Here is a 23,094-nt window from a genome sequence, read left to right on the forward strand (position 1 = left end):
TCTCGCGCGCCAAGGCGATCCTGGGAGTCTTGTCCGCTTTTTCCGAGGGGAATCCCGTGCGACGACTGTCCGTGCTGCTCTGCGCGCTCTTCCTGACCGCCACCGCCACCGCCGTCCCGGCGGCGGCCGATCCGCCGCCCGATCCGGTTCCCGGCGCCAGACCCCCGCTGGGGATCACCTGGGCGACTGGGGATCCCTACTGCCTCTACCAGCTCAACGAGAGCGCCGTGAAAGCCGCGGCGGACCAGCTCGTCTCCTCCGGGCTGCGGGACGCCGGCTACGAATACGTCATGCTCGGCGACTGCTGGCAATCGGCGCAGCGCGACGCCGCCGGCAAGCTCACGCCCCGGCCGAGCTTCTCCGCCGACATCCCGGCGCTGGCCGCCTACATCCACGAGCGCGGGCTCAAGATCGGGTTCTACAGCGGCACCGGCGCGAAGACCTGCAGTGCCTACCCGGCGGCGGGTTCGCTCGACCACGAGGACCTCGACGCGCAGACCTTCGCCGCCTGGGGCGCGGACTACCTGCGCTACGACACTTGTTACAGCGTCAACGGGGATGCCCCCGCCCGCGTCAAGAAGATGGCCGACGCGCTCCAGCGCACCGGCCGGCCGATCACCCTCGAGGTCGACGACTACGACCGCGACCAGAGCCCGTGGCTGTGGGCCCGGGCGGCCGGCGCGCAGGTCTGGCGCACCTTCGACCACGCGACCTTCAACTTCGGCTACTCGACGAACAGTCTCGACCAGCAGTACGGCCTGGCCGGCTACAACGGCCCGGGCGGCTGGAACATGCCCGGCTCCTTCACCTTCAGCTACCTCGACACCGCCGAGCGTCAGGCCAAGCTCGGGCTGTGGGCGGTGCTCAACGCGCCGCTGGTGGCCGACATGGCGCTCGCGGCCGACGTCACGCTCCCGGCCGCCGAGATGGCCAACCCCGACATCATCGCCGTCGACCGGGACTGGGCGGGGGTCGGCGGGCACAAGGTCCGGGACACCGGCTGGACCGAGGTGTGGACCAAGCCGATGTCCGACGGCTCGGCCGTGCTGGTGCTGTTCAACCGCGGTGAGCTGGCCGCGCCGATCACCACTTCCGTCGCCGACGCCGGGCTGCCCGCCGCGGCCGGCTACCGCGTGCGCGACCTGTGGACCGGCGACGAGACCGAGACGACCGGCGCGCTCGGCGGCACCGTCGGGCGGCACGCCGCCACCGTGCTGCGTGTGTGGCCGACCGCCCCGGCCGCCGCGCCGCGCACGTCGCTGACCGTCGAGCTGCCCGACTCCGTGCCGCCGGCGCAGCCGGTGACCGCCACGGTCAAGTTCACCAACGCGGGTTCGACGCCGGTCACCGGCGCGCACCTGCAGCTGACCGCGCCCGCGCAGTGGCAGTTCGACGGCGCCGCCGAGGCGAACACCGGCACCGTCGAACCCGGTGCCACGTGGGAAACCGCGGTGACGCTGCACCCGGTCCCGCCCGCCACCGAGGCGTTCAAGATGCCGGCCACCGTGACGTACACGACCACGCAAGGCGCGCGGACCGCGACCGCGTCGGCCGAGGCGCCGCTCATGCTCGCGCCGAACCCGCCCTACACCAACGGGTTGCTCAACACGCAGCCGTGGATCTCGTCGGAGAACGGCCTCGGCCCGGTGGAGCGGGACAGCACCGACAACGGCCACCCGCTCACGGTCAACGGCAAGACCGACGCGCACGGTGGCCTGGGCGCGCACGCGCCGTCGGTCGTGCGGTACTACCTGGGCGGCAAGTGCAAGCAGTTCACCGCGACCGTCGGCGTCGACGACCGCGGGCCGGCCGGGACGCTCGGGTTCCGGGTCATCGGCGACGGCGTCGAGCTGGAAGCCACCGGGGACATGCGGCACGGCGACGCCGCGCAGCACCTCGTCGTGCCGGTGACCGGAGTGCAGGTGCTGGCGCTCGCGGTGGACGACGCGAGTGACGGCTCGGCCGGCGACTGGGGCGACTGGCTTTCGCCGTACCTCACCTGCTGACGGTCCGGGGGTGGTGCCGCCGGTTTCGGCCGGCGGCACCCTTCACGAGCCGAGCAGGTCACGGATGTCGTCGGCCTCGGGCACGCGAAGCTCGGTGTACGCGGCCAGCGCGGCTTCGAGGTGGGCGGCCGCTTCGGTCTCGTGGCCGGCGGCGCGGTGGGCGGCGCCCAGGCCGTGGTGGGCGAGCGCGAGCCCGTGCAGGTGCCCGGTTCGCCGGGCGAGCGCCAGCGCCTCTTCGTACAGCCCGATCGCCTCGGCGCCGGTCTTCGTGGCCGCGAAGTCGTTGAGCGTGGAGAGTTCGAGGTTCGCGTTGCCGCCGGTCCGGGCGAAGTCCAGGGCGCGGCGGAAGTGGTCGTCGGCTTCGGCGGCCTGTCCCAGGCCGGCGTAGGCGCTGCCCAGCGCGGCGAGCACCGGCCCGCCCAGTCCGGCCGACCCGAGGTCCAGCGCGATCGCGCCGCTGGCGTCCAGGTACTCGATCGCTTTCTCGTGGTCGCCGCACCAGCGGTAGTGCTCGCCGATGTTGCACAGCGCGATCCCTTCCAGCAGCGCGTGACCGGTCCGGCGCGCGGCGGCGAGCGCGAGCTCGTACTGCGCCCGGGCGGCCGCGCGCCGGCCGCGGATGTCGTCGATCGTCGCGACGCTGTTGCGGGCCATGCTCTCGAGAAGGTCGTTTTGCTGCGCCGAAGCGAGATCCAGCGCCTGCTCGATCGGGCCGGCGGCCTCGTCGAAGCGGCCGAGCAGGATCAAGGTCATGCCGACGGCGTGTCCGGCGAACCCGTGCTCCGGCGTGCCCGGCCGGGCCAGCGCGAGCGCGGTCGTGTGGAGGGTGAACGCGTCCTGGTAGTGCGCCGCGATGTACAGGTACCGCCAGAGCGTCGCCGACAACCGGACCACGTGCCCGGCCAGCTCGGCCGGAGCGCTGGTGGCCAGCGTCAGCAGGGTGACCCGTTCGGTGTCCAGCCACGCACGCGCGGCTTCGTCGTCCGGAAAGGACGGGCGCGGGCCGCCCGGCCGCAGGTAGGGCTCGTGGGGCGAGAACCGGTCCATGGCCGCCGCCGCCCGGCCCAGGTAGTGGTCGAACAGCCGCCTCGACGCGGCGAGCCGGGTGCCGGCGTCGTCCGTCTCGGTCCCGAGCTCGGCGGCGTAGAGCTTGACGAGGTCGTGCATCCGGAACCGGCCCGGCGGGTTCTCCTCCAGGAGGTTGGCGGCGCACAGCACGCGCAGGGGCCGGGCGCTCCCGAGCAACGCGGTCGCGGCCGCCCGCTCGGTGTCGCCGGTGGGCACCAGCCCGAGCAGGCGGAACGCGGCCGCGGACGCGTCGTCGAGGGACCGGTAGGAAGCGTCGAACACCGCCCGCAGGCTCGCGGTCAGCTCCCCGGTGTCCAGGGCGTCCAACCGGCTTTCACGCAGTTCCGCGGCCAGTGCGGACAACCGGCGCCCCGGCCGGGCCGCGACCCGGGCGGCGGCGATCGCGAGCGCCAGGGCCATGCCCCCGCACTGCCGCACGATTTCCCGGCCCGCTTCGGGTTCTTCGGCCAGCCGGGCCGCGCCCAGCTTGTGCGCGAGCAGGTCCCACGCCTGCTGCTCGTCGAGCGTCCGCAGGGGCAGCGCGCTCGCGCCGTGGGTGGTGAGCAGGCCACCGAGCTCGTGCCGGCTCGTGACGAGGACCGAGCACGCGGATCCGCCGGGGAGCAGGGGGACGACGTGCCCGGTGTCGCGCGCGTTGTCGAGCACCACGAGCAGCCGGCGCCGCGCCGTGAGACTCCGGTAGAGCGCCGCCTGCCCGTCCGGCTCCGGCGGGATCGACGCCGGCGGAACGCCCAGCGCGGTGAGGAAGCCGCGCACGGCGCGGTCGGCGGGCACCGGTTCGTGGGCCGGGTCGAAGCCGCGGAGGTCGACGTAGAGCTGCCCGTCGGGGAACCGGTCCGCGTGGTCGGTCGCCCACCGCACCGCCAGCCAGGTCTTCCCCAGGCCACCCGCACCGGAGATCACCGCCACCGCCGCGTCGCCGGAAAGCAGCTCTTCGAGCGCCGCGAGCTCGCCGGCGCGGCCGGAGAAGGCGGGCGGCGCCGCCGGCAGCTGCCGGGGCGCCGGCCGTCCGGTGTCCGGCCGGTCCCCGGCCAGGATGCGCTCGTGCAGCCCGCGCAACCGCGGCCCCGGGTCGGCGCCGAGCTCGTCCGCCAGGCGCGCCCGGACGACCTCGTACTCGCGCAACGCGTCGGCCGGGCGCCCGTCGAGGAACAGCGCCTCGATCCGCTGCGCCGCCGCCCGTTCGCCGGCCGCGCTGTCCGGTGCGGGCGCGGCGAGCACGGCGGTGTGGGCGCCGGTGCGCAGCCGGAGGTCGTCCCGGTCCAGGAGAGCGGTTTCCCGCTGGTGCTCCAGCTCGGCGCGGACGTCGTCGACCCACGGCCCGGCCAGTTCGCTGAGCGGCGTCCCCCGCCACAGCGCCAAGGCTTCGTCGTACAGCGCGAGCGCGGCGTGGTCGTCCGGCGTCCGCCGCGCCTGGTCCAGGAGGCTCGCGAACCGGTGGATGTCCACGGTCAGCGGGTCGGCCAGGAGGACGTACCCGCCGCGGTCGCGTTCGATCGTCACCCCCTCGAACGCGGCCAGCACCCCGCGCAGCCGTGAGACGTAGGCGTACAGCGAATTCCTCGGTTGCTGCGGCGGCCGGTCCCCCCACACGCGGTCGACGATCCGGTCGACCGGCACCACCCGGCCGACGTCGAGGAGCAGCACCGCCAGCACGTCACGCTGCCGCGCGTGCCCGACGTCGAACCGGGTCCCGCCGGCCACCACCTCGACGGCGCCCAGCACCCGCAGCTCCACCACGACCGATCCCCTCCCTGCATCAGGACTAGCGGATCGGCGCCGCCCGGACAAGGTCCGGTCAAGGTTTTCCGAACGGTCCCGGCGCACCGTGGCGGCACTGCCGAACAGAGCTGGAGCCACGATGATTTCCGAGACCTACCTCCGCGCCCGCATCGCCGAGGTCCAGCAGGAGTTCGCCGCCGCCCGGCGGTGGCGACGGCGGCTGACCCGCCTGCTGGCCCGGAAGCGCCGGCCCGAGCCGCTCAGCCGAACCAAGCGGTGAGCGCCGCCCGCAGCGCGTCTGCCGGGGACTCGGACGCGGCCCACGCGATGTACCCGTCCGGCCGGATCAGCAGCGCGTCGGCCGGCGGGCGGTCCGTCTTCGCCGCGCACACCTCGACGCGCGGCCACTCCGCGACGACCTCCCGCAGGTCCGGGCGCCCGGCGAGGTCCACGAACACCGGCCGGGCCCGGCGCAGCAGCTCCGCGACGCTCGTCGGGCCGTCGTCGGTGTGCAGGGCGAGGTCGGGCGCGAACGTGCCGGTCAGGGGGTGGTCCCCACCCGGGTAGCGGATGTCCGTGCCCGCGATGAGCGCGCCCACGCGGCGCACCACCACTTCGTCGGTGAGCAGCTCGCCGACGACCTCCCGGAGCGCGTCGGCCGCCGGGTCGAGGCCACGCCGCAGCGCCACCTGGGCCTGCGTGTGCAGCATCGTCCGGGCACCCGCGAAATGGCGTTCTTCGTGGTAGGTGGCGAGCAGGCCGGGTGGCGCCCAGCCGTCGACGCCGGCCGCCAGCTTCCAGGCCAGGTTTACCGCGTCGAGCAGGCCCGCGTTGAGGGCCACGCCCGTCGCCGGGAACAGGTGGGCCGCGTCGCCCGCCACGAAGACGCGTCCCGCGCCGTAGCTCGAGGCCTGCCGGGCCTTGAACGTGAAGCGGGACAGCCGGCGCGGCTCCCCCAGCGGGAACTCGCCGCCGAGCACGCGGCCGATGCTGGCCTGGAACTCGGCCAGGTCCATCGGGACGTCGTCGTCGTACTCGACCGGCTCCTCTTCGACGGTCGAGAACATCAGCACCCCGGGTGTCACCGACCCGAAGCCGAACACGCCCCGGTCGGTGCGCGTGAAGCCCGCGTGGACCGTGCCCAGGCCGGGGACTTCGAGGTCGCCGTCGGGCCGCACGGTGATCCCGGCCGGCACGGTGACCTGGCCGATCCGGTTGACCTCCGGGTACGACGTGCCGGGGAAGCCGATGCCGGCCAGCTCCCGGACCCGGCTGCGCGGCCCGTCGCAGCCGACGACGTACCGCGCGGTCACCTCGTACGGCCCGTCGGGGCCGCGGACCCCCACCGTCACCGAGTCGCCGTCCTGCGTCACCGCGAGGACTTCGTGCCCGCGGCGGATTTCGGCGCCCAGCTCGCGGGCGCGATCGTCGAGCAGTCGCTCGAGGCGGGCCTGCGGGAGCGGCAGCGCGTGCATCGGCGGGTCGGCCAGGTCCGAGAGGTCGACGTGCAGGCCGCCGAACGGGAACACCGGCGGCGGGACCGGGCCGGTCACAGCCGCTTCGAGGCGCTCCAGCAGCCCGCGGTAGCGCAGCAGCTCCAGGATCTGCCCGCCGAGGCCACCGGCCTTCGCGGTCTCCCGCAGCCGCGGGTGCCGCTCCAGGACCAGTGGCCGCACGCCGGCCAGGCGCAGTTCCGCGGCCAGCATCAGCCCGGTCGGTCCGGCGCCCACGACGATCACGTCAGTCAAAGTCACTCGCTTTCTTCGGGTTCGGCGGCGATTCTGCTGGACGACCGGGGTCTTGCGGCAAGCCCCGGGGTGCGCTATACCTTGAAAAGGGCGGCGTCCGCTGTGGACATTCCGGCTAGTCGTAAACGCCCTCCACCCTCCACTCTGGATCGGGCCCGATCGTCGCCCGCAGCAGCAGCGCGAGATCGTCTTCCGCGCCTTCCAGCACCACCTGGATCCGGGCCGTGGGCCGCTCGCCGCGGTGCGCCGGCAGCGCCGGGTGCACGATCCACGGACCGGCACTGCCCAGGACGCGGCGCGTCGGCCCGCCGTCGACGGCGACCGTCGAAGGCGGGTAGCTGAGCTCGCCGCGTTCGGTGCAGCGGACGACGTCGCCGACCGCGTCGAGCACCGCGGCCGGGGGTGGCGTCGGTGGCACCCGGGTGGGCGACGGCGCGGGCAGCCGGCCGGGCCACGGCTGGTCCGCGGCGACCGCCCGGCGCGGTTCGCCCCACGGGACGAGCCGGACGCGCTCGGCCGGGCCGCGGCCGCCGTCGAGCAGGGGCGTGAAGACGGCGTCGGGCCCGAGGAGTCCCTGGATGCGCACCAGGGCGCGGCCGGCGCGTTCGGCGGCGTCGGCGTCGCGGCCCATCGAGCCGAGCTGCAGCTGCAGTGCCTCGCCGCCGACGACCTCTTCGGGGTCCAGGCGCAGCCGGACTATTCCCGCGCTCGGCCGGTCACGGGTGGTGAGCCAGCCTTCGCACTGCCAGCGGACGCGGTCCGCCGTCGCGCGGGCGGTCAGCGGTTCGGCGCAGCGCCAGACGCGGACGCGTTCCTCGCCGGCTTCGGTGACCGCGACGATGGCCAGGCGGGTGCAGGCGAGGCCGTGGTTCGCGAGGCCGGCGAAGAAGCGTTCGCCGAGGGTCTTCGCGACGAACGCGGCTTCGTCGATCCGGCTCAGCGGGTGGTCGAACTCCTCGGTGACGGTCAGGTCCGGCGACAGGGCGCGGCGCAGCGGCGGGCGTTGCGAAAGACCGCGGGCGAGGCGGTGCGCGGTGACGGCGTCCTTCGGGAAGCGGCCGGCGACGTCGCGTTCGGCGAGGGCGGCGAACGCGCCGAGGGTGCGCAGGCCGAGCCGGCGCAGCAGCCCGACGAGCTCCCCGCGGTCGTCCCCCGGCTGGTCGAGCTCGGCGATCGAAAGCGGCGCGAGGAAGGTTCCGGTGTCGCCACGCGGCACGAAGGCCGACCGGCGCGCGGCGAGGGTCGCGGCGAAGAGCCCGTCGGCGATCCCGACCTGGCATTCGACGCCGGCCTTGGCCTCGACCTCGGTGATGAGCAGCTCGGCGAGGGCTTCTTCGCCGCCGAAGTAGGCAGCGGCGCCGTCGACCGGAACGGCGACGACCCCGGGCCGCACGACCTCGACCCCGACGGCCTGCCCCTCGACAGCGGCGGCGACGGGTTCGAAGAGCCGGGCATCGCGATCGGGATCGTGCTGGTGCACAACGAGCTCCGGACAGCGCGACTGGGCATCCCGCCGCCGCATCCCCCGCCCGACCCCGTGCCGCCGGGCGGCGGCGGAGCAGGCGACCACCCGGTTGCCGGAGAAAACGGCGGCGGCCGCGGAGGGAGGGGTGCCCGAGCAGGCCCCGGCGGCGACGACCGGCCAGTCGGGACACCACAGCACGAGCAGCCGTGGAGACCCGTTCACCCCGCGGCCACAGCCGATCGCCGGCTGCCGGGCCGCACGTCCGGCGCTCGACGCCCGGCGGCGCACGGGTTTCGGGCCGATCGCGCGGCTCGCTCGCAGCGCCCGGCAGCGCGCGGGTTCCCGGCCGGCTCAGCACGCCGAGCAGCGCGCGGGTCCCCGGCCGACCCACGGCACCCAGCGCGCGCGGTCCGGGCCGCCCGCCCAGCCGACCCGCCACACCCCGCACCGCGCGGATCCCCGGCCGACTCACAGCACCCAGCACCACGCGAGTCCCGAGCCGCCCGCGCAGCCAACTCGCGGCACCCAGCAGCACGCGGATTCCAGGCCGGCCGCGCAGCCGCCCCAGCACCGCGCGAGTCCCGGGCCAATCGCACAGCCAACTCGCGGCGGCCGGCAACTGTCGGTCCCGGCACCGCTTTCCGCCCACACCCTCGCGCCGCCGGAACCGGCGCCCACCGCACTTGCCCCAGCGGCGCCGGACTCATCCGGCCACCTCGGCCAGCCGTCGCCCCGGTGGCTCGCCCGCCGCCACCGCTCCACCCGGCCCCGGCAAGCGCAGCGGCGTCACCCGGGGCCGGACCGCCGGGCCGCGGCCGCGGCTGGTCGCCACCACGTCGCGAGCCCGGAGGTGTCCGTAGCCGTCCGGGGTCAGGCCGTGCCAGCGGCGGCCCGAGACGCCCAGCTCCAGCTCCGCGCCCGGCCACTGGCCCGCCGTCACCAGGACCGTGCCGCGGTTGCGGACCCGGCCCGACAGGCGCCGGGCCAGCTGGGGCTGGATGCCCGCCACCAGCGCCGGGCCCAGCACCACCAGGTCGAACCCGTCCACCAGAGCCGACACCACCCCCGGCAGCTCCGCGCCCGGGTGCGGCACCAGCGCGAGCCGCTCCAGGTCGACGCCCAGCTCCGCCGCCGCGGCCAGGCCCAGCTCCGGGAGACCCGTCACCGCCGCCCAGGACCCGTCGCGCGTCGCGGCCGCCAGCAGGGCCAGCACCAACGACGTCGCCCCGCGGACCGCGACCGTCGTGCCGCGTCGCAGCCCGCCGCCCGGCAAGAGCCCCGCCAGTGGTGGGAGCACCGCCAAGAACTCGGCCGCCGGCGGATCCAGCTGCGCGGCCGTGCGCACCCCCGGGATCGCCGTGAGCCCGGCCAGCGCCTCCGGCACCGCCACCACCGCTCACCTCCAGCACCACGTACTCGCACCGGGCGAACCCAGAAAAAGTCATCGAACACTTGTTCGCATAGTGCGAGACGCGCGCCCCGCTGTCAAGCCGGGGGTCACCCCGCCGGGGCACTCCCGTTTCCGGCACACTGGACCGATGACCCGCACGAACCCGGGCATCGACGCCGCGAGCCTCGACACGCTGACCGACGCCGTCCTCACCGCGTCCCGGCTGCTGGTGGCGGTGTCCGTCCGATCGGTCACCGCGGCCGCCGACAGCCTGACGCTGCCGCAGTTCCGGCTCCTCGTGGTCCTGCACACCCGCGGCCCGCTCAAGCACGCGACGCTGGCGGAGCACCTCGGGGTCACGCCGTCGACGGCGAGCCGCATGGTCGACCGGCTGGTCGCCGGCGGTCTCGTCGACCGCCAGCACAGCCCGGTGTCCCGCCGCGAGATCGTGCTGGAGATCACCCGCGAGGGCGCCCGGATCGTCCGCCAGGTCACGACCCGGCGGCGCAAGGAGATCGCCAAGATCGTCGCCCGGATGCCGGAAGAGAGCCGCCAGGGCCTGGTCGACGCGCTCACGGCGTTCGCCGAAGCGGGCGGCGAGCCCCCGGCCGCCGCCGCGCCCGAAGCCATCTGGGGCTGAGCTTCACCACCAGCGTGAACAAGGCCACTCCGGCTTGCCCAAACCGTTCGCCGCTACAAGTATTGCTGACTGCAATGACTCTCGCGAACGGAGGCCGGATGAGCGGCGGCACCCCGGCGCAGCCCCGCGCCACGCACCTGGGCGACTTCCAGGTCCGGCCGCGCATGCTGCTGATCGCCCTGCTCGCCGTCCCGGTCGGGGCCGCCGCGTCGGTGGCCGCGCTGGCGCTGCTCAAGCTCATCGGGTTGATCACCAACCTCGTGTTCTACCAACGGTTCGACACCGCGCTCGTGGCGCCCGGGGCCGCCGCGCACCCGTGGTGGCTGGTGCTGACCGCGCCGGTGGCCGGCGCGCTCGTGATCGGCGTGATGGCCCGCTTCGGCTCGGAGAAAATCCGCGGCCACGGCATGCCCGAGGCGATCGAGGCCATCCTGACCGGCGAAAGCAAGGTGGCCCCTCGCGTCGCCGTCCTCAAACCGGTTTCCGCCGCGGTCAGCATCGGCACCGGCGGGCCCTTCGGCGCCGAAGGGCCGATCATCATGACCGGCGGCGCCGTCGGCTCGATCCTCGCCCAGCTGCTGCACCTGTCCGCGGACGAACGCAAGACGCTGCTCGTGGCCGGCGCCGCGGGCGGCATGGCCGCGACGTTCAACGCCCCGCTCGCCTCGATCCTGCTGGCGGTGGAGCTGCTGCTGTTCGAGTGGCGGCCACGCAGCTTCGTCCCGGTCGCCGCCGCGGTCCTCACCAGCACGCTCTGCCGCGGCTTCCTGCTCGGCACCGACCCGGTCTTCGGCCTGCCCGCCGCCCCGGCGCCGGGCGCGGGCGCCGACGTGCTCGCGCTCGTCCCCGGCATCACCGGCGGCCTGCTCGCGATCGCCGCGACGGCGCTGGTCTACCTCGCCGAGGACGGCTTCGCCCGGCTGCCGTTCCACTGGATGTGGTGGCCCGCGATCGGCGGTGTCGTCATCGGCGTCGGCGGCCTGATCGAGCCGCACGCCCTCGGCGTCGGCTACGACGTCATCGACCAGCTGCTCACCGGGCAGGCCACGACGTCGCTGATCATCGGCATCCTGGTCGTGAAGACGCTCATCTGGTCGCTGTCGCTCGGCTCGGGCACCTCGGGCGGCGTGCTGGCGCCGGTGTTCATGATCGGCGCGGCCCTCGGCGCCGCGGAGGGCGGATTGCTCCCGCACGTGGCGGCCGGGTTCTGGGCGGTATGCGGGCTGGCCGCGGTGGTCGGCGGCGTCATGCGCTCGCCGCTGACCGGCATCGTGTTCACCCTCGAGCTGACGCACGCGTGGAACTACCTGCTGCCGCTGGTGGTGGCGTCGGTGTCGGCCTACGCGGTGTCCGTGCTGCTGCTCAAGCGGTCGGTGCTGACCGAGAAGATCGCCCGGCGCCGGCTGCACCTGACGCGCGAGTACACGACCGACCCGCTGGAGACGTTCTTCGCGCACGAGGTGATGACGGCCAACCCGGTCGTCCTGAGCAACGCCGAAACGGTGTACGAGACGCTGCCGCACACCCGCCACGCGACGCTCTACCCAGTGGTGGACGGCAAGGACCGCCTGACCGGCGTGACGACCCGGCACGCGCTGCTCACGTGCGAAGGCCGCACGGTCGCCGACGCGACGACCCCCGCCCACGTCCGCTGCCACCCCGACAACACGCTGCGGGAGATCGCGAACGAGCTGGCGACGGGCCACGTCACGCAGGCGGTGGTGGTCGACCGCGCGGAGCCGGACCGGGTGCGCGGGGTGATCACGCTCGCGCAGCTGCTGCACGCCCGGCGGCGCGACCTGCACGAGGAGCACCACCGCGAGCGGATCCTCGCCGTGACACGGATCCCAGTCACGTAGCCCGCCACAGCGAGTTCCGGCTTCAAACACGCGAGATCCGCTTTCAGACACGCGAGTTCCGCCTTCGATCACGCGAGTTCCGTCCTGAGGCACACCGCCGTCGTGTGCGCCGAACCCGTCACCCGCGTGATCGGGGCCGTGACTCGCGTGACTGGGGACGGAACTCGCGTGATCGGGGCCGTGACTCGTCGATCGGGGCTGTGACACGGATCCCAGTCACGTCGCCCGGTGCTGCCTCGTCCTCGGGGTGAAGCGAGAAAAGAGGACGAGATGCGCCAGATCCTGATCGTCGGCGGTGGTTACGCGGGCTTCTACGCCGCTTGGAAGCTGGAGAAGAAGCTCCGCAAGGGCGAGGCCGAGGTCACCCTCGTCGACCCGCGGCCCTACCTCACCTACCAGCCCTTCCTGCCCGAGGTCGTCGCCGGGGCCGTCGAAGCGCGGCACGCCGCCGTGTCGCTGCGGCGGCACCTGCGCCGGACGCGGATCATCGCCGGCACCGTGACCGCCATCGACCACGAACACCGCGTCGTCACCGTGCAGCCGGCCGATGGTGAGCCGCGGGAGCTCGGCTACGAGCTGATCGTCGTCACCGCCGGGGCCGTCACGCGGAAGCTGCCCGTGCCCGGCGTCGCCGAGCAGGCCATCGGCCTCAAGCACGTCGAAGAGGCCGTCGCGATCCGGGACCGGCTGCTCACCTCGTTCGACCGCGCCGCTGTGCTCCCCGACGGCCCGCGGCGGCGCAAGCTGCTCACGGTCACCTTCGTCGGCGGCGGCTTCTCGGGCGTCGAGGGCTTCGGCGAACTGCTGTCGCTCGCGACGGCGCTGCTCAAGCGCTACCCGGAGCTCCGCCGCGACGAACTCGCCTTCCACCTCGTCGAGGCGTCGGGCCGGATCCTGCCCGAGGTCACCGACCGCCCGGGCCGCTGGGTCGTGCGCGAGCTGGAACGCCGCGGCGCGCACGTCCACCTGAACACCCGGGTCACGTCGGCGAAAGACGGCCACGTGACACTCGAAACCGGCGAGGAGTTCGACTCGGAGCTCATCGTCTGGACCGCGGGCAACGGCGCGAACCCGGTCATCGGCAAGCACACCGACCTCCCGGTCGACGAGCGCGGCCTGATCGTCGTGCGCCCCGACCTGCGGGTCGAGGGCGTGCCCGACGCCTGGGCGGCCGGCGACGACGCGGCGGTGCCCGACCTCGCCTCGCCGGTCCCGGGGGCGCGCACGGTGCCCAACGCGCAGCACGCCTACCGGCAGGGAAAACTGCTGGCGCGCAACATCATCGCGACGCTGCGCGGCCGGGAGCCGAAGCCGTACGTGCACCACAGCCTGGGCGCGATCGCGACGCTGGGCCTCGGACGCGGCATCTTCCAGTACCGGCGCCTGGTGCTCACCGGCCTGCCGGCGTGGCTCATGCACCGCGGTTACCACGTGCTGGCCGTGCCGAGCTGGGAACGCAAGATCCGCGTGCTGGCGGTGTGGCTGACGGCGGCGCTGTTCGGCCGCGACATCCTCTCGCTGGCTTCGGTGCAGCACCCGCGGGACGCCTTCGTGACCGGTGGCGCGCGTCCTGAGTGGAACGACGAACTCCCCGCCCCCTTCAAGGTATAGCCGACCCCGGGGCTTGCCGCAAGGCCGGGGTCGTCCCCCACAATGGCCGCTCACCAGCCGAAACAGGGGGAATGCAATGCGTTTTCTGTTGACGACGTGGGGCTCGCGCGGGGACGTCGAGCCGCTGGCCGGGCTCGCCGTGGCGCTGCGCGAGCTGGGCGCGGACGCGGTGGTGTGCGCACCGCCGGACGGGGACTTCGCGGCGCTGCTGGAGCGGACCGGCGTGCCGCACGTGCCGCTTGGCCCGTCGGTGCGCTCGGTGGTGACGCGCGAGCGGCCGGACCCGTTCGCACTCGCCGACGAGCTGGTCACCGCGCGGTTCACCACGCTCACCGAGGTGGCGGCGGACTGCGATGCCGTAGTGGCGCAGGGACTCCTGCCCGCCGGCGCGCGGGACGTCGCCGAACAGGCGGGAATCCCTTATGTGTACGCGTGTTATCACCTGCACGGCCTGCCGTCACCGCACACGCCGCCGGGTGCGCGGCCGGGCACGCCGTCGCCGGCGGGCGAGACCGACAACCGGGTGCTGTGGCGGCACGACGCCGAGCGCGTGAACGCCTTGTACGGCCCGGCGTTGCACCGCCACCGGGACGCACTCGGCCTGCCGCCCGTGGCGAACGTGCGCGACCACGTCTTCACCGACCGGCCGTGGCTGGCCGCGGATCCGGTGCTGTGCCCGACGGACCTCGACGTCGTCCGAAGTGGAGCGTGGGTCCTGACCGACGACCGGCCGCTGCCGGCCAGGCTGGCGCAGTTCCTCGACGCCGGCGAACCGCCGGTGTACGTGGGCTTCGGCAGCATGGCCGCGCACGCGCCCGCGGACATCGCGCGGGTGGCGACCGAGGCGGTCCGCGCGCACGGCCGCCGGATCGTGCTGGGCAGCGGCTGGGCGGGCCTGACCTCGATCGACGACGCCGAGGACTGCTTCGTCGTCGGCGAAGTCAACCACCAGGCGCTGTTCCGCCGGGTGGCCGCGGTGGTGCACCACGGTGGCGCGGGCACCACGACGACGGCGGCCCGGGCCGGGGCGCCGCAGGTGATCGTCCCGCGGATCGCGGACCAGCCGTACTGGGCCGAGCGGGTGACCGAGCTGGGCATCGGCGCGGCCCACCCGGATCCGGTGCCGACCACCGAGTCGCTCTCGGCCGTGCTCACCCGGGCGTTCGCCGCGACGAGCCGGGTCGAGATCCGCACCGACGGCGCGGCGGTGGCCGCGAAACAGCTCATCGAGCTGGCCGGCTGAGCCCCCAAGGGCGGCACTTTCGGTACGAAAGTGCCGCCCTTGCGTCAGCCCGCGAAGGGGCCGGCGTCGATCGCGCAGGTCTTGCCCGCGGCCGGGAACACACCGGCGATCAGGTAGTCCCGCTTGACCTGCTCGGTGCACGTGCTCGGCACGTACATCGACGAATGCCCGTACCCCTCGGTGACGAACACGCGTGCCCGCGCCAGTTCCGCCGCGCCGTCCCGCGCGCCGGGCAGCGGCGTCGACGGGTCGTAGCGGTTGTTCAGCACCAGGATTTCCGCCGACGTCGGGCGGTTCCACGGGCCGGTGTACCGGTCGGTGTCCTTCGCCCGCCAGAACGCGCAGCTCATCATGTCCAGCACGGCGATCCGGCCGAAGTACGGCACCCGCTGGTCCTCGGATTCCGCGTACCGGCTGTAGATCGCCGGATCGGTGGGGACATCGCTGTCACTGCACTGGATCGCGTTGAACGCCTCGGTGCGGTTCGAGGTGTAGGGCTCGGACGCGGCACGCAGTGCGGGTGTGGCGGGTGCGTCGTACAGGCGCTGCAGCAAGGACGCGATGTCCGGCCAGCCCCGCGAGTCGGACAGGTCGGCCGCCGCGTTGATGATCCCGGAGTACGTCCAGGTTTCACCGTCGACGGTGATCGGGGCCTGCTTGGCCCGTGCGGTGAGCGCCGCCCACTTGGCCTGCGGGTCGCCGGAGGAGAACGCGCACTTCGGCCCGGCTTCGGTGCACAGCCTCAGGAACTGGCCGAACGTCTGCGAGATGCCGGTGGCGACGTCCTGGCGGGTGTCGAGCGGGACGCTCTTGCCGCTGCCGTCGTGGCCGGTCGCGTTGCCGGCGAAGTCCATCGTGCCGTCGAAGACCATCGCCCGGACGCGGTTCGGGAACAGGTTGGCGTAGGTCGCGCCGAGCTGCGTCCCGTAGGAAATGCCGTGGTAGGTCAGCTTCGGGTCGCCGACCGCGCGACGCAGCAGCTCCAGGTCCCGCGCGGTGTTCGCGGTCGAGACGTGCTCGAGGATCGGGCCGGCCTTCGCCGCGCAGCGGTCGGCCAGCTCCTTCGACTTGGCGTAGAAGGCGGCGTTGCCGCTCGGGTCGCCGGGCAGCTCCGGGAACGCCCCGAAGAACGACTCCTGCTCGGCGAGCGTGTCGAAGCACCGGACGGCGGTGCTGTTGCCGATCCCCCGCGGGTCCCACGAAACGACGTCGAACCGCGCGCGCAGCTGGTCGGAGAACAGCCACGGCCACTTCCCGCGCTCCCGCAGCCGTTGCAGGCCGGACGCGCCCGGGCCGCCGAAGTTGACGAACAGCGTGCCGATCCGGTGCGCGGGATCGGTGGCGGGTTCCTTGATGAGCGCGAGGTCGATCTTCGCGCCGGCGGGCCGGTCGTAGTCCAGCGGCACCGACGCGGTGGCGCACTGGAACCCGTCCTCGCAGCCGGTCCAGCTCAGCTTCGGCGCCGGCACGCTGTCGACGGACGCCGACGCGGTGCCCGGCCCGGCCACGACGGCGGCCGAAATCCCGAGTGCGACGACCAAGCCGCGCACTCCCCCAGTGAAACGACGCACGAACCATCCCTTCGTCGGAAACGATCACCTCTCCAGACGCCGGGCGCCCGCGGAGGTTGCACCGGTACTTCGCGCGCGGAGCGGTACGGGTTCCCGAAAGAATCTCTGGCGCCGACTCTCACCACTTAGCTATAGTACTAGGCAACTAGATAAATGGAGTTGCCGATGATCGAGTTCACCCTCGACGCCCGGTCGGGGCTGTCGCCGTACCAGCAGCTGGTGCAGCAGGTGCGGCACGCCCTCCGGCTGGGCCTGCTCGAAGTGGGAGACCAGCTCCCGAAGGTCAAGGACGTGGTCGCGAACCTCGCGATCAACCCGAACACCGTGTTGAAGGCCTACCGCGAGCTGGAGCACGACGGGCTCGTCTCGGCCCGGCCCGGCGTCGGCACCTTCGTGACCGCGACGCTCAACGGCGCGGCTTCGTTCGCCGTGCTCGGGCCGCTGCGCCAGGATCTGCGCCGCTGGCTGGCGAAGGCCCGCAAGGCCGGTCTCGACGAGGAGAGCATCGAGGCCCTGTTGATGTCCACGTTTCGCGACTCCGCCAGAGAGGACATAGCGTGACCGTCCTGCGCGCCCAGGGACTGGGCAAGAAGTACAAGCGCAAGCAGGCGCTGACCGGCTGCACGCTCGAAATCGAAGCCGGCCACGTCACCGGGCTCGTCGGCCCCAACGGCGCCGGCAAGTCCACCCTGCTGAACATCGCGTCCGGCATGCTGGAGCCCACGACCGGCACGATCGAGGTCTGCGGCGGGATCCCCGGCAGCGGCCCGGCCCAGCTGGCGAAGGTCGGCTACGTCGCCCAGAACACGCCGGTCTACGGCGGTTTGTCCATCGAAGAGCACCTGCACCTCGGCGCGCACCTCAACCCCCGCTGGGACCACGACCTCGCCACCAAGCGGATCGAGCGGCTCGGGCTCGACCCGAAGCAGCACGCCGGCAAGCTGTCCGGCGGCCAGCGCGCGCAGCTCGCGCTCACCCTCGGCATCGCCAAGCGGCCCGAGCTGCTGCTGCTCGACGAGCCGGTCGCCGCGCTGGACCCGTTGGCGCGCCGGGAGTTCCTGCAGGACCTGATGGAAGCCGTCGCCGAACACGGGCTCTCGGTCGTGATGTCCTCGCACCTGGTCAACGACCTCGAACGCGTCTGCGACCACCTCGTCGTGCTCGTCGACTCCCAGGTCCGGGTCATCGGCGAGGTCGAAGAGCTGCTGGCCACCCACCACCGGCTGACCGGGGCGCGCCGGGACATCGAGACGCTGCCGGCGGACCAGCAGGTCATCTCCGCGAAGCACACCGACCGCCAGACCACCGTGCTCGTCCGCACCGAGGCGCCGATCCTCGATCCCGCTTGGACCGTCGGGCAGCTCGGCCTGGAGGACCTGGTCCTCGAGTACATGAGCAACCCCGCCGCCGCCCGTCCCACCCTGGAGGTGCTGCGATGACCTGGCTGACCTGGCGCCAGTTCCGCACTCCCGCGTTGTCCGTCTTCGCCGCGCTGGTCGTGATCGCGGTGATCCTCGCGATCACCGGGCCGCAGCTGGTCGGGCGCACGAACTTCTCCGACGAAGACACGATGTTCGGCGGGACGATCCTGGCGCTCTACCTGCTGCCCGCGGTGATCGGCGTGTTCTGGGCCGTCCCGATGATCACGCGTGAGCTGGAGTCCGGCACGCACAGCCTGGTGTGGAACCAGACCGTCACGCGCAATCGGTGGCTCACCACCAAGCTCGGGTTCGGGCTGCTCGCCGCGATGGTCGCGGCCGGCCTGCTGAGCGTGGCGGTGTCCTGGTGGGCGAGCCCGATCGACGCGCTCGCGGCCCAGCAGACCGACCGCGGGATGCTCTCGCGCATCGCGCCGGTGGTGTTCGGCGCACGCGGCATCGTCCCGATCGGCTACGCGGCCTTCGCGCTCGCGCTCGGTGTCGCGGTCGGGATGCTGCTGAAGCGGACAGTGGCCGCCATGGCCGTCACGCTCGTGGCGCTCGTCGCCGTGCTGCTCGTGGTGACGAGCTTCGTGCGGCCGTACCTGCTGCCGCCGGAGCAGCTGACCGTCGCGATCACCGACAACATCACGAACATCAACGGCGATCCCAGCGGCGTCAAGGAGATCGGCGTGCGGAACCCGCCCGGGGCGTGGGTGCTGGGGAACGAAACGATCGACCCGGCCGGGAACGTGGCCGACCCGCTGCCGGACTTCGTGCGGAACTGCCTGCCCGGTCCGGGTGGCCCCATCCCGGAACGCGGCACCGTCGAGCAGTGCATGGCCCAGCTGGGCGCCCACGGCTACCAGCAGCGCCTGACCTACCAGCCCGGCTCGCGGTTCTGGCCGCTGCAGTGGCTCGAACTCGCGCTCTACCTCGCCATGACCGCCCTGCTCACCTGGTTCTCCTTCCGCCGCGTCCGCCACCTGTCCTGACGATTCCACTGGGGGAATCATGCACACCCTCGCGGTAGCCACCGCCTTGACACTCACCTTGACCGCGTCGCCCGTCGCTTCGGCGGCCACGACGCCTTACCTGCCCCGCCCGACCGGCCACGCGCCCGTCGGCGTCACCACACTGTCCTTGAAGGACACTTCGCGGCCCGATCCCTGGGTGCCGTCGGTGCCCTACCGGGAGCTGATGGTCTCCGTCTTCTACCCGGCGACCTCGGCGCACGGGCCGGTCAAGCAGTACATGACCCCGCTCGAATCCGAACGCAACCTCGAACGGGAGAACATCCCCGGGCTGCCGCTCGACGTCCTGAGCACCGTCCGGACGAACGCCCACGTCGACGCGAAACCGGCCGGGCGGTCGCACGACCTGCCGCTGGTCGTCCTTTCGCCGGGCTGGACGCAACCGCGGGCCACGCTCACCGCGCTGGCCGAAGACCTCGCCAGCCGCGGGTACGCCGTCGCGGCGATCGACCACACCTACGAGAACCGCGCCACGACCTTCCCGGACGGGCACGTCACCGGCTGCGACGCCTGCGCGGTGGACGACCAGCCCGGCTTCTGGGAGAAGTACGCCCAGGTCCACACGAAGGACACGTCGTTCGTGCTGGACGAGCTGCTGCGCTCGAAGCAGTGGGGCGCGCTGATCGACCCGGCGCGCATCGGCATGACCGGGCACTCCGCGGGCGGGGCGGTGACCACCCAGGCGATGCTGGCCGACCGCCGCATCCGGGCGGGCGCCGACATCGACGGCAGCATCCACGTCCCGTTGCCGGCGTCCGGGCTCTCGCGGCCCTTCCTGTTCTTGGGCAGCATGGACAACTACGTCCCGGGCCAGCCGGGTCCCTACGACGACTGGGAAACCGACTGGACGCACCTCACCGGGTGGAAGCGCTGGCTCATGGTGTCCGGCACGGTGCACAGCTCGTTCACCGACCTCGGTGTGCTCGCCGACCAGCTGGGCGTCGACATCGGCGCGTCGATCGGCGGAGCCCGCGCGCTGACCGTCACGCGGAACTACGTAAGCGCTTTCTTCGACCGGAACCTGCGCTGCCGCCCGCAACCGCTGCTGGCCGCGCCCTCGCCCGCCTACCCGGAAGTGACGTTCATCGGATGAAACGCATCGTTCTCTTCACGGTGACGGCGTTGACGTTCGCCCTCGGCACGCCGTCGGCCTCGGCCTCCCCCGCGCTGTCGCTGGCCGCACCGACCGGCTCGCAGCCGGTGGGCACCACCTCGCTGTACCTCAAGGACACCTCGCGGCCCGACCCGTGGGTCGCGACGGTGCCCTACCGCGAGCTGATGGTGTCGCTCTTCTACCCCACGGCTTCTTCGCAGGGACCGAAGAAGCAGTTCATGACCGAAACCGAGGCGGCCGCTGTCTTCGAAGAAGCCGGCATCACCGGGATCCCGCCGTCGGTGCTGACGACCGTGCACACCGACGCCGTCGTCGACGCGCGGCCGGCCGGACGTCGGCTGCCGCTGGTCGTCCTGTCACCCGGGTTCAAGCGACCGCGCGCCGAGCTGACGTCGCTGGCCGAGGACCTGGCCAGCCACGGCACCGCCGTCGTCGTGGTCGACCACACCTACGAAAACGTGGCGACCACGTTCCCCGACGGGCACGTCACCGGCTGCGCGGCCTGCGGCCACTACGACGAAGCGTTCTGGAAGAAGCTGGCCGGCGGCCGGGCGAAGGACGTCTCGTTCGTGCTGGATTCCCTGACGCACTCGAAGTGGGCGTCGCTGATCGACCCGGCACGGATCGGGATGGCCGGGCACTCCGTCGGCGGCTCGAGCGCGATCGGCGCGATGGTGGCCGACCCGCGGATCAAGGCCGGGATCGACGTCGACGGCACCACGGACGTCCCGTTGCTCGCGCCCGGCCTCGACCGGCCGTTCCTGTTCCTGGGGCGGGCGAACACGTACACGCCCGGCACCGGCGTCGAATCCGGTTCGTGGCAACGGGACTGGGATCAGCTGAAGGGCTGGAAGCGCTGGCTCGTCGTGGCGGGCATGGCGCACCCGTCGTTCACCGACATCGGCCTGGTCGGCGAGCAGCTCGGCCTCGACTTCGGCGCGACGACCCCGGCGGCCCGCGGTCAGGCCGTCACGGCGGCCTACGTTCGGGCATTCTTCGATCAGCACCTGCGCGGTGTGCCCCAGCCGCTGCTCGACCAGCCGTCGTCGCGCTTCCCGGAGGTCAGCTTCGCCATGACGTCAACGCCCTACCTGCCCGCGCCGACCGGGGACCGGCCGGTCGGCAGCACCGCGGTGTACCTGAAAGACACCTCGCGGGCGGACCCGTGGGTGCCGTCGGTGCCCTACCGCGAGCTGATGGTGTCGCTCTTCTACCCGGCGGAATCCCCGCGCGGGCCGAAGACGCGGTACGTGACCGCGGCCGAGTCGGCGGCACTGCTGGACGGCAGCGGACTGAAGGTGCCGCCGGACTGGCTGACCACGATGGTGACCCACTCGGTGGCCGACGCCCGCCCGGCCGGTTCGCACCTGCCCTTGGTGGTGCTTTCGCCCGGTTACACCAAACCACGCGCCACGCTCAGCGCGCTGGCCGAGGACCTGGCCAGTCACGGGTACGCCGTCGCGCTGGTCGGCCACACCTACGAAAACACCGGCACGAGCTTCCCGGACGGGCGGTTCGCGGGCTGCGCGTCGTGCGAAGTGCCGCACGACAGCGCGTTCTGGACGAAGCTGGAGCTGGGCCGGGCCGCCGACGTGTCGTTCGTCCTGGACTCGCTGACGCACTCGAAACGGGCGTCGCTGATCGACGCGTCCCGGATCGGCATGGCCGGGCACTCCATGGGTGGGGCGAGCACGATCCCGACGATGGTCGCCGACGCGCGGGTCAAAGCGGGCATCGACATCGACGGCCGGACGGAGGTCCCGCTGACCCCGCCGGGGCTGTCGCGGCCGTTCATGTTCCTGAGCCACGAGCAGACGCCGGCGTGTGCGCCGAACGAGCCGTGGGAGCGGGACTGGGCGCAGCTGACCGGCTGGCGGCGCTGGCTCGAAGTGGCGGGCACGAAGCACGCGTCGTTCACCGACGTGGGCCTGGTGGGTGACCAGCTGGGGGTCGACGTCGGCGCGACGACCAGCGCGGCACGCACCCAGGAGATCACGCGGACGTACGTGAACGCGTTCTTCGACCAGCACCTGCGGGGTGTGAAGCAGCCGGTGCTCGACACTCCGGGGTACCCGGAAGTCTCGTTCTGCCGCTGAAACCGGCGGAAGCGGCACTGTGGGGGTGTGCCGCTTCCGCCTCACCCGGGTAGCGCGCGGAACCCGACGATCGGCAGCTGACCGGCCATCCGGGCCCGCGCCGCGGCACTGCCGTCGTAGCGCCAGCCCAGCAGCTTGCTCAGCACCCGCTTCAGGATCGGGGCCACCCAGCGGTTGCGGTGCTCGTAGGCCGCGATCACCGTCGCCGCTTCCGCCTCGTCCAGCACCCGGTGCCGGGGCGCGAACCGGTGGCGGCCGACGATCACCTCCGCCGCGGGCTGCCGCGCGAGGTTGCGGAACCAGTCCGAACCGCTGCCCAGGCCGGCCACCACGAAGTACTCGCCGTCCACCACACCGATCACCTCCAGCACGGTGCGGTACCGGCGTCCCGACCGGCGGCCGACGTGCGTCAGGCACAGGAACCGGCGGCCGAACAGCCCGCCCAACCCGTGGTCGTACAGGCGCACGGGCGCGCGGAAGACGGCCCGCATGACCCGGCCCGTCATGCCGGCACCACCAGCCGGCGCAGGACCGCCGCCGCCGGCGCCGGGGCCGGGCTCAGCGCCCGGTGCAGCAGCAGCCCGTCGACGGCGGCCGCGAGCACCGCGGCCGTGCCGTCGGCGTCGGGTACGCCGTGGTCGCCGAACCACGCCGCGAGCCGCGCGCGCAGGCCGTCGAGGACTTCGGCGATCCCCCGCCGCAGCTCGTCGTCGCGGGTCGCGGCCAGGTAGGCCTCGATGAACAGCAGCGACATCGGGTCGGCGCCGGTGTACTGCTCGACCGAGCCGACGATCGCGTCGACCGCCTCCTCGGGCGTGTTCGCCTGATCGAGGGTGACCTCGTCGGTCATCGCCCGCATGGCGCCGAGCACGGCCTCGACGAGCAGGGCCTGCACCGAGGAGAAGTGGTAGTGCACGACGCTCGGCGTGACCCCGGCGCGTTCGGCCAGGACGCGGGTGCTGACGGCGGGCCAGCCCCGCTCCGGCACCAGTTCGAGGGCCGCGGCCAGCAGCCGCTGCCGGACCGCTTCACCGCGGGTGGCGGCCGGTGAGCTCATGGGCACTCCTCTCAGGGCAGTCGTCCTGTAC

General features: G+C 73.2%; 18 protein-coding genes. 11 read left to right on the forward strand and 7 right to left on the reverse strand.

The window, feature by feature from the left end:
- Window positions 1-56 precede the first annotated feature (56 nt).
- Entirely contained in the window at window positions 57-2,006 is a 1,950-nt protein-coding gene (locus M8542_RS22535; protein ID WP_257922192.1) for an NPCBM/NEW2 domain-containing protein, read from the forward strand.
- A gap of 42 nt (window positions 2,007-2,048) precedes the next feature.
- Here the strand turns inward: M8542_RS22535 and M8542_RS22540 are convergent, their stop codons facing one another.
- The gene (locus tag M8542_RS22540) at window positions 2,049-4,835 is read right to left on the reverse strand and encodes an AfsR/SARP family transcriptional regulator (RefSeq protein ID WP_257922193.1); all 2,787 of its coding nucleotides are present in this window, start codon (window positions 4,833-4,835) and stop codon (window positions 2,049-2,051) included.
- 121 nt (window positions 4,836-4,956) lie between these two features.
- On the opposite strand from M8542_RS22540, the gene M8542_RS22545 reads away from it, so the two are divergent.
- The gene (locus tag M8542_RS22545) at window positions 4,957-5,097 is read left to right on the forward strand and encodes a hypothetical protein (protein ID WP_257922194.1); all 141 of its coding nucleotides are present in this window, start codon (window positions 4,957-4,959) and stop codon (window positions 5,095-5,097) included.
- On the opposite strand, the gene M8542_RS22550 is transcribed toward M8542_RS22545, so the two are convergent.
- From M8542_RS22550 to imuA', 3 genes are all read right to left on the reverse strand, one after another.
- Window positions 5,078-6,571, reverse strand: coding sequence for an FAD-dependent monooxygenase (locus M8542_RS22550; RefSeq protein WP_257922195.1), 1,494 nt, complete (start codon window positions 6,569-6,571; stop codon window positions 5,078-5,080). The genes M8542_RS22545 and M8542_RS22550 overlap by 20 nt on opposite strands.
- A 109-nt stretch (window positions 6,572-6,680) precedes the next feature.
- On the reverse strand, window positions 6,681-8,234 hold the full coding sequence (locus M8542_RS22555) for a DNA polymerase Y family protein (protein WP_257922435.1): 1,554 nt from the start codon (window positions 8,232-8,234) through the stop codon (window positions 6,681-6,683).
- A 499-nt stretch (window positions 8,235-8,733) separates the two neighbouring features.
- On the reverse strand, window positions 8,734-9,423 hold the full coding sequence (gene imuA', locus M8542_RS22560) for a DnaE2-dependent mutagenesis accessory factor ImuA' (RefSeq protein WP_372508579.1): 690 nt from the start codon (window positions 9,421-9,423) through the stop codon (window positions 8,734-8,736).
- Window positions 9,424-9,568: 145 nt separating this feature from the next.
- On the opposite strand from imuA', the gene M8542_RS22565 reads away from it, so the two are divergent.
- The 4 genes from M8542_RS22565 to M8542_RS22580 all read left to right on the forward strand — a co-directional run bounded on the left by M8542_RS22565 (window position 9,569) and on the right by M8542_RS22580 (window position 14,773).
- A complete protein-coding gene (locus tag M8542_RS22565) occupies window positions 9,569-10,060 on the forward strand; it encodes a MarR family winged helix-turn-helix transcriptional regulator (protein WP_257922197.1) in 492 nt (163 codons plus the stop codon).
- Between the two features lie 98 nt (window positions 10,061-10,158).
- The gene (locus M8542_RS22570) at window positions 10,159-11,919 is read left to right on the forward strand and encodes a chloride channel protein (protein WP_257922198.1); all 1,761 of its coding nucleotides are present in this window, start codon (window positions 10,159-10,161) and stop codon (window positions 11,917-11,919) included.
- A gap of 270 nt (window positions 11,920-12,189) precedes the next feature.
- Complete coding sequence (locus M8542_RS22575) at window positions 12,190-13,530, forward strand: NAD(P)/FAD-dependent oxidoreductase (protein WP_257922199.1); 1,341 nt, start codon at window positions 12,190-12,192, stop codon at window positions 13,528-13,530.
- Between the two features lie 76 nt (window positions 13,531-13,606).
- On the forward strand, window positions 13,607-14,773 hold the full coding sequence (locus M8542_RS22580; RefSeq protein ID WP_257922200.1) for a glycosyltransferase: 1,167 nt from the start codon (window positions 13,607-13,609) through the stop codon (window positions 14,771-14,773).
- 44 nt (window positions 14,774-14,817) lie between these two features.
- Here the strand turns inward: M8542_RS22580 and M8542_RS22585 are convergent, their stop codons facing one another.
- Window positions 14,818-16,323, reverse strand: coding sequence for an alpha/beta fold hydrolase (locus tag M8542_RS22585; protein WP_308210281.1), 1,506 nt, complete (start codon window positions 16,321-16,323; stop codon window positions 14,818-14,820).
- Between the two features lie 186 nt (window positions 16,324-16,509).
- Here M8542_RS22585 and M8542_RS22590 point away from each other — a divergent pair, with 186 nt between their 5' ends.
- The 5 genes from M8542_RS22590 to M8542_RS22610 are packed head-to-tail and all read left to right on the forward strand — an operon-like array spanning window position 16,510 to window position 22,006.
- Window positions 16,510-16,905: a GntR family transcriptional regulator gene (locus M8542_RS22590; RefSeq protein WP_257922202.1), complete on the forward strand. Its 396-nt coding sequence runs from the start codon at window positions 16,510-16,512 to the stop codon at window positions 16,903-16,905.
- On the forward strand, window positions 16,902-17,783 hold the full coding sequence (locus tag M8542_RS22595) for an ABC transporter ATP-binding protein (RefSeq protein WP_257922203.1): 882 nt from the start codon (window positions 16,902-16,904) through the stop codon (window positions 17,781-17,783). The genes M8542_RS22590 and M8542_RS22595 overlap by 4 nt, the downstream gene beginning before the upstream one ends.
- Complete coding sequence (locus M8542_RS22600; protein ID WP_257922204.1) at window positions 17,780-18,757, forward strand: ABC-2 membrane transporter-related protein; 978 nt, start codon at window positions 17,780-17,782, stop codon at window positions 18,755-18,757. The genes M8542_RS22595 and M8542_RS22600 overlap by 4 nt, the downstream gene beginning before the upstream one ends.
- A 19-nt stretch (window positions 18,758-18,776) precedes the next feature.
- Window positions 18,777-19,889 (forward strand): alpha/beta hydrolase family protein, encoded by a 1,113-nt coding sequence (locus M8542_RS22605; RefSeq protein WP_257922205.1) that lies wholly within the window; start codon window positions 18,777-18,779, stop codon window positions 19,887-19,889.
- On the forward strand, window positions 19,886-22,006 hold the full coding sequence (locus tag M8542_RS22610) for an alpha/beta hydrolase family protein (protein WP_257922206.1): 2,121 nt from the start codon (window positions 19,886-19,888) through the stop codon (window positions 22,004-22,006). Before M8542_RS22605 ends, M8542_RS22610 begins: the two co-directional genes overlap by 4 nt.
- Before the next feature lie 41 nt (window positions 22,007-22,047).
- Here the strand turns inward: M8542_RS22610 and M8542_RS22615 are convergent, their stop codons facing one another.
- Both M8542_RS22615 and M8542_RS22620 read right to left on the reverse strand, forming a co-directional pair.
- Entirely contained in the window at window positions 22,048-22,512 is a 465-nt protein-coding gene (locus M8542_RS22615) for a nitroreductase family deazaflavin-dependent oxidoreductase (protein WP_257922207.1), read from the reverse strand.
- On the reverse strand, window positions 22,509-23,063 hold the full coding sequence (locus tag M8542_RS22620) for a TetR/AcrR family transcriptional regulator (protein ID WP_257922208.1): 555 nt from the start codon (window positions 23,061-23,063) through the stop codon (window positions 22,509-22,511). Before M8542_RS22620 ends, M8542_RS22615 begins: the two co-directional genes overlap by 4 nt.
- Window positions 23,064-23,094 lie beyond the last annotated feature (31 nt).

This window comes from Amycolatopsis iheyensis (assembly GCF_024703995.1).
GTDB lineage: Bacteria > Actinomycetota > Actinomycetes > Mycobacteriales > Pseudonocardiaceae > Amycolatopsis > Amycolatopsis iheyensis.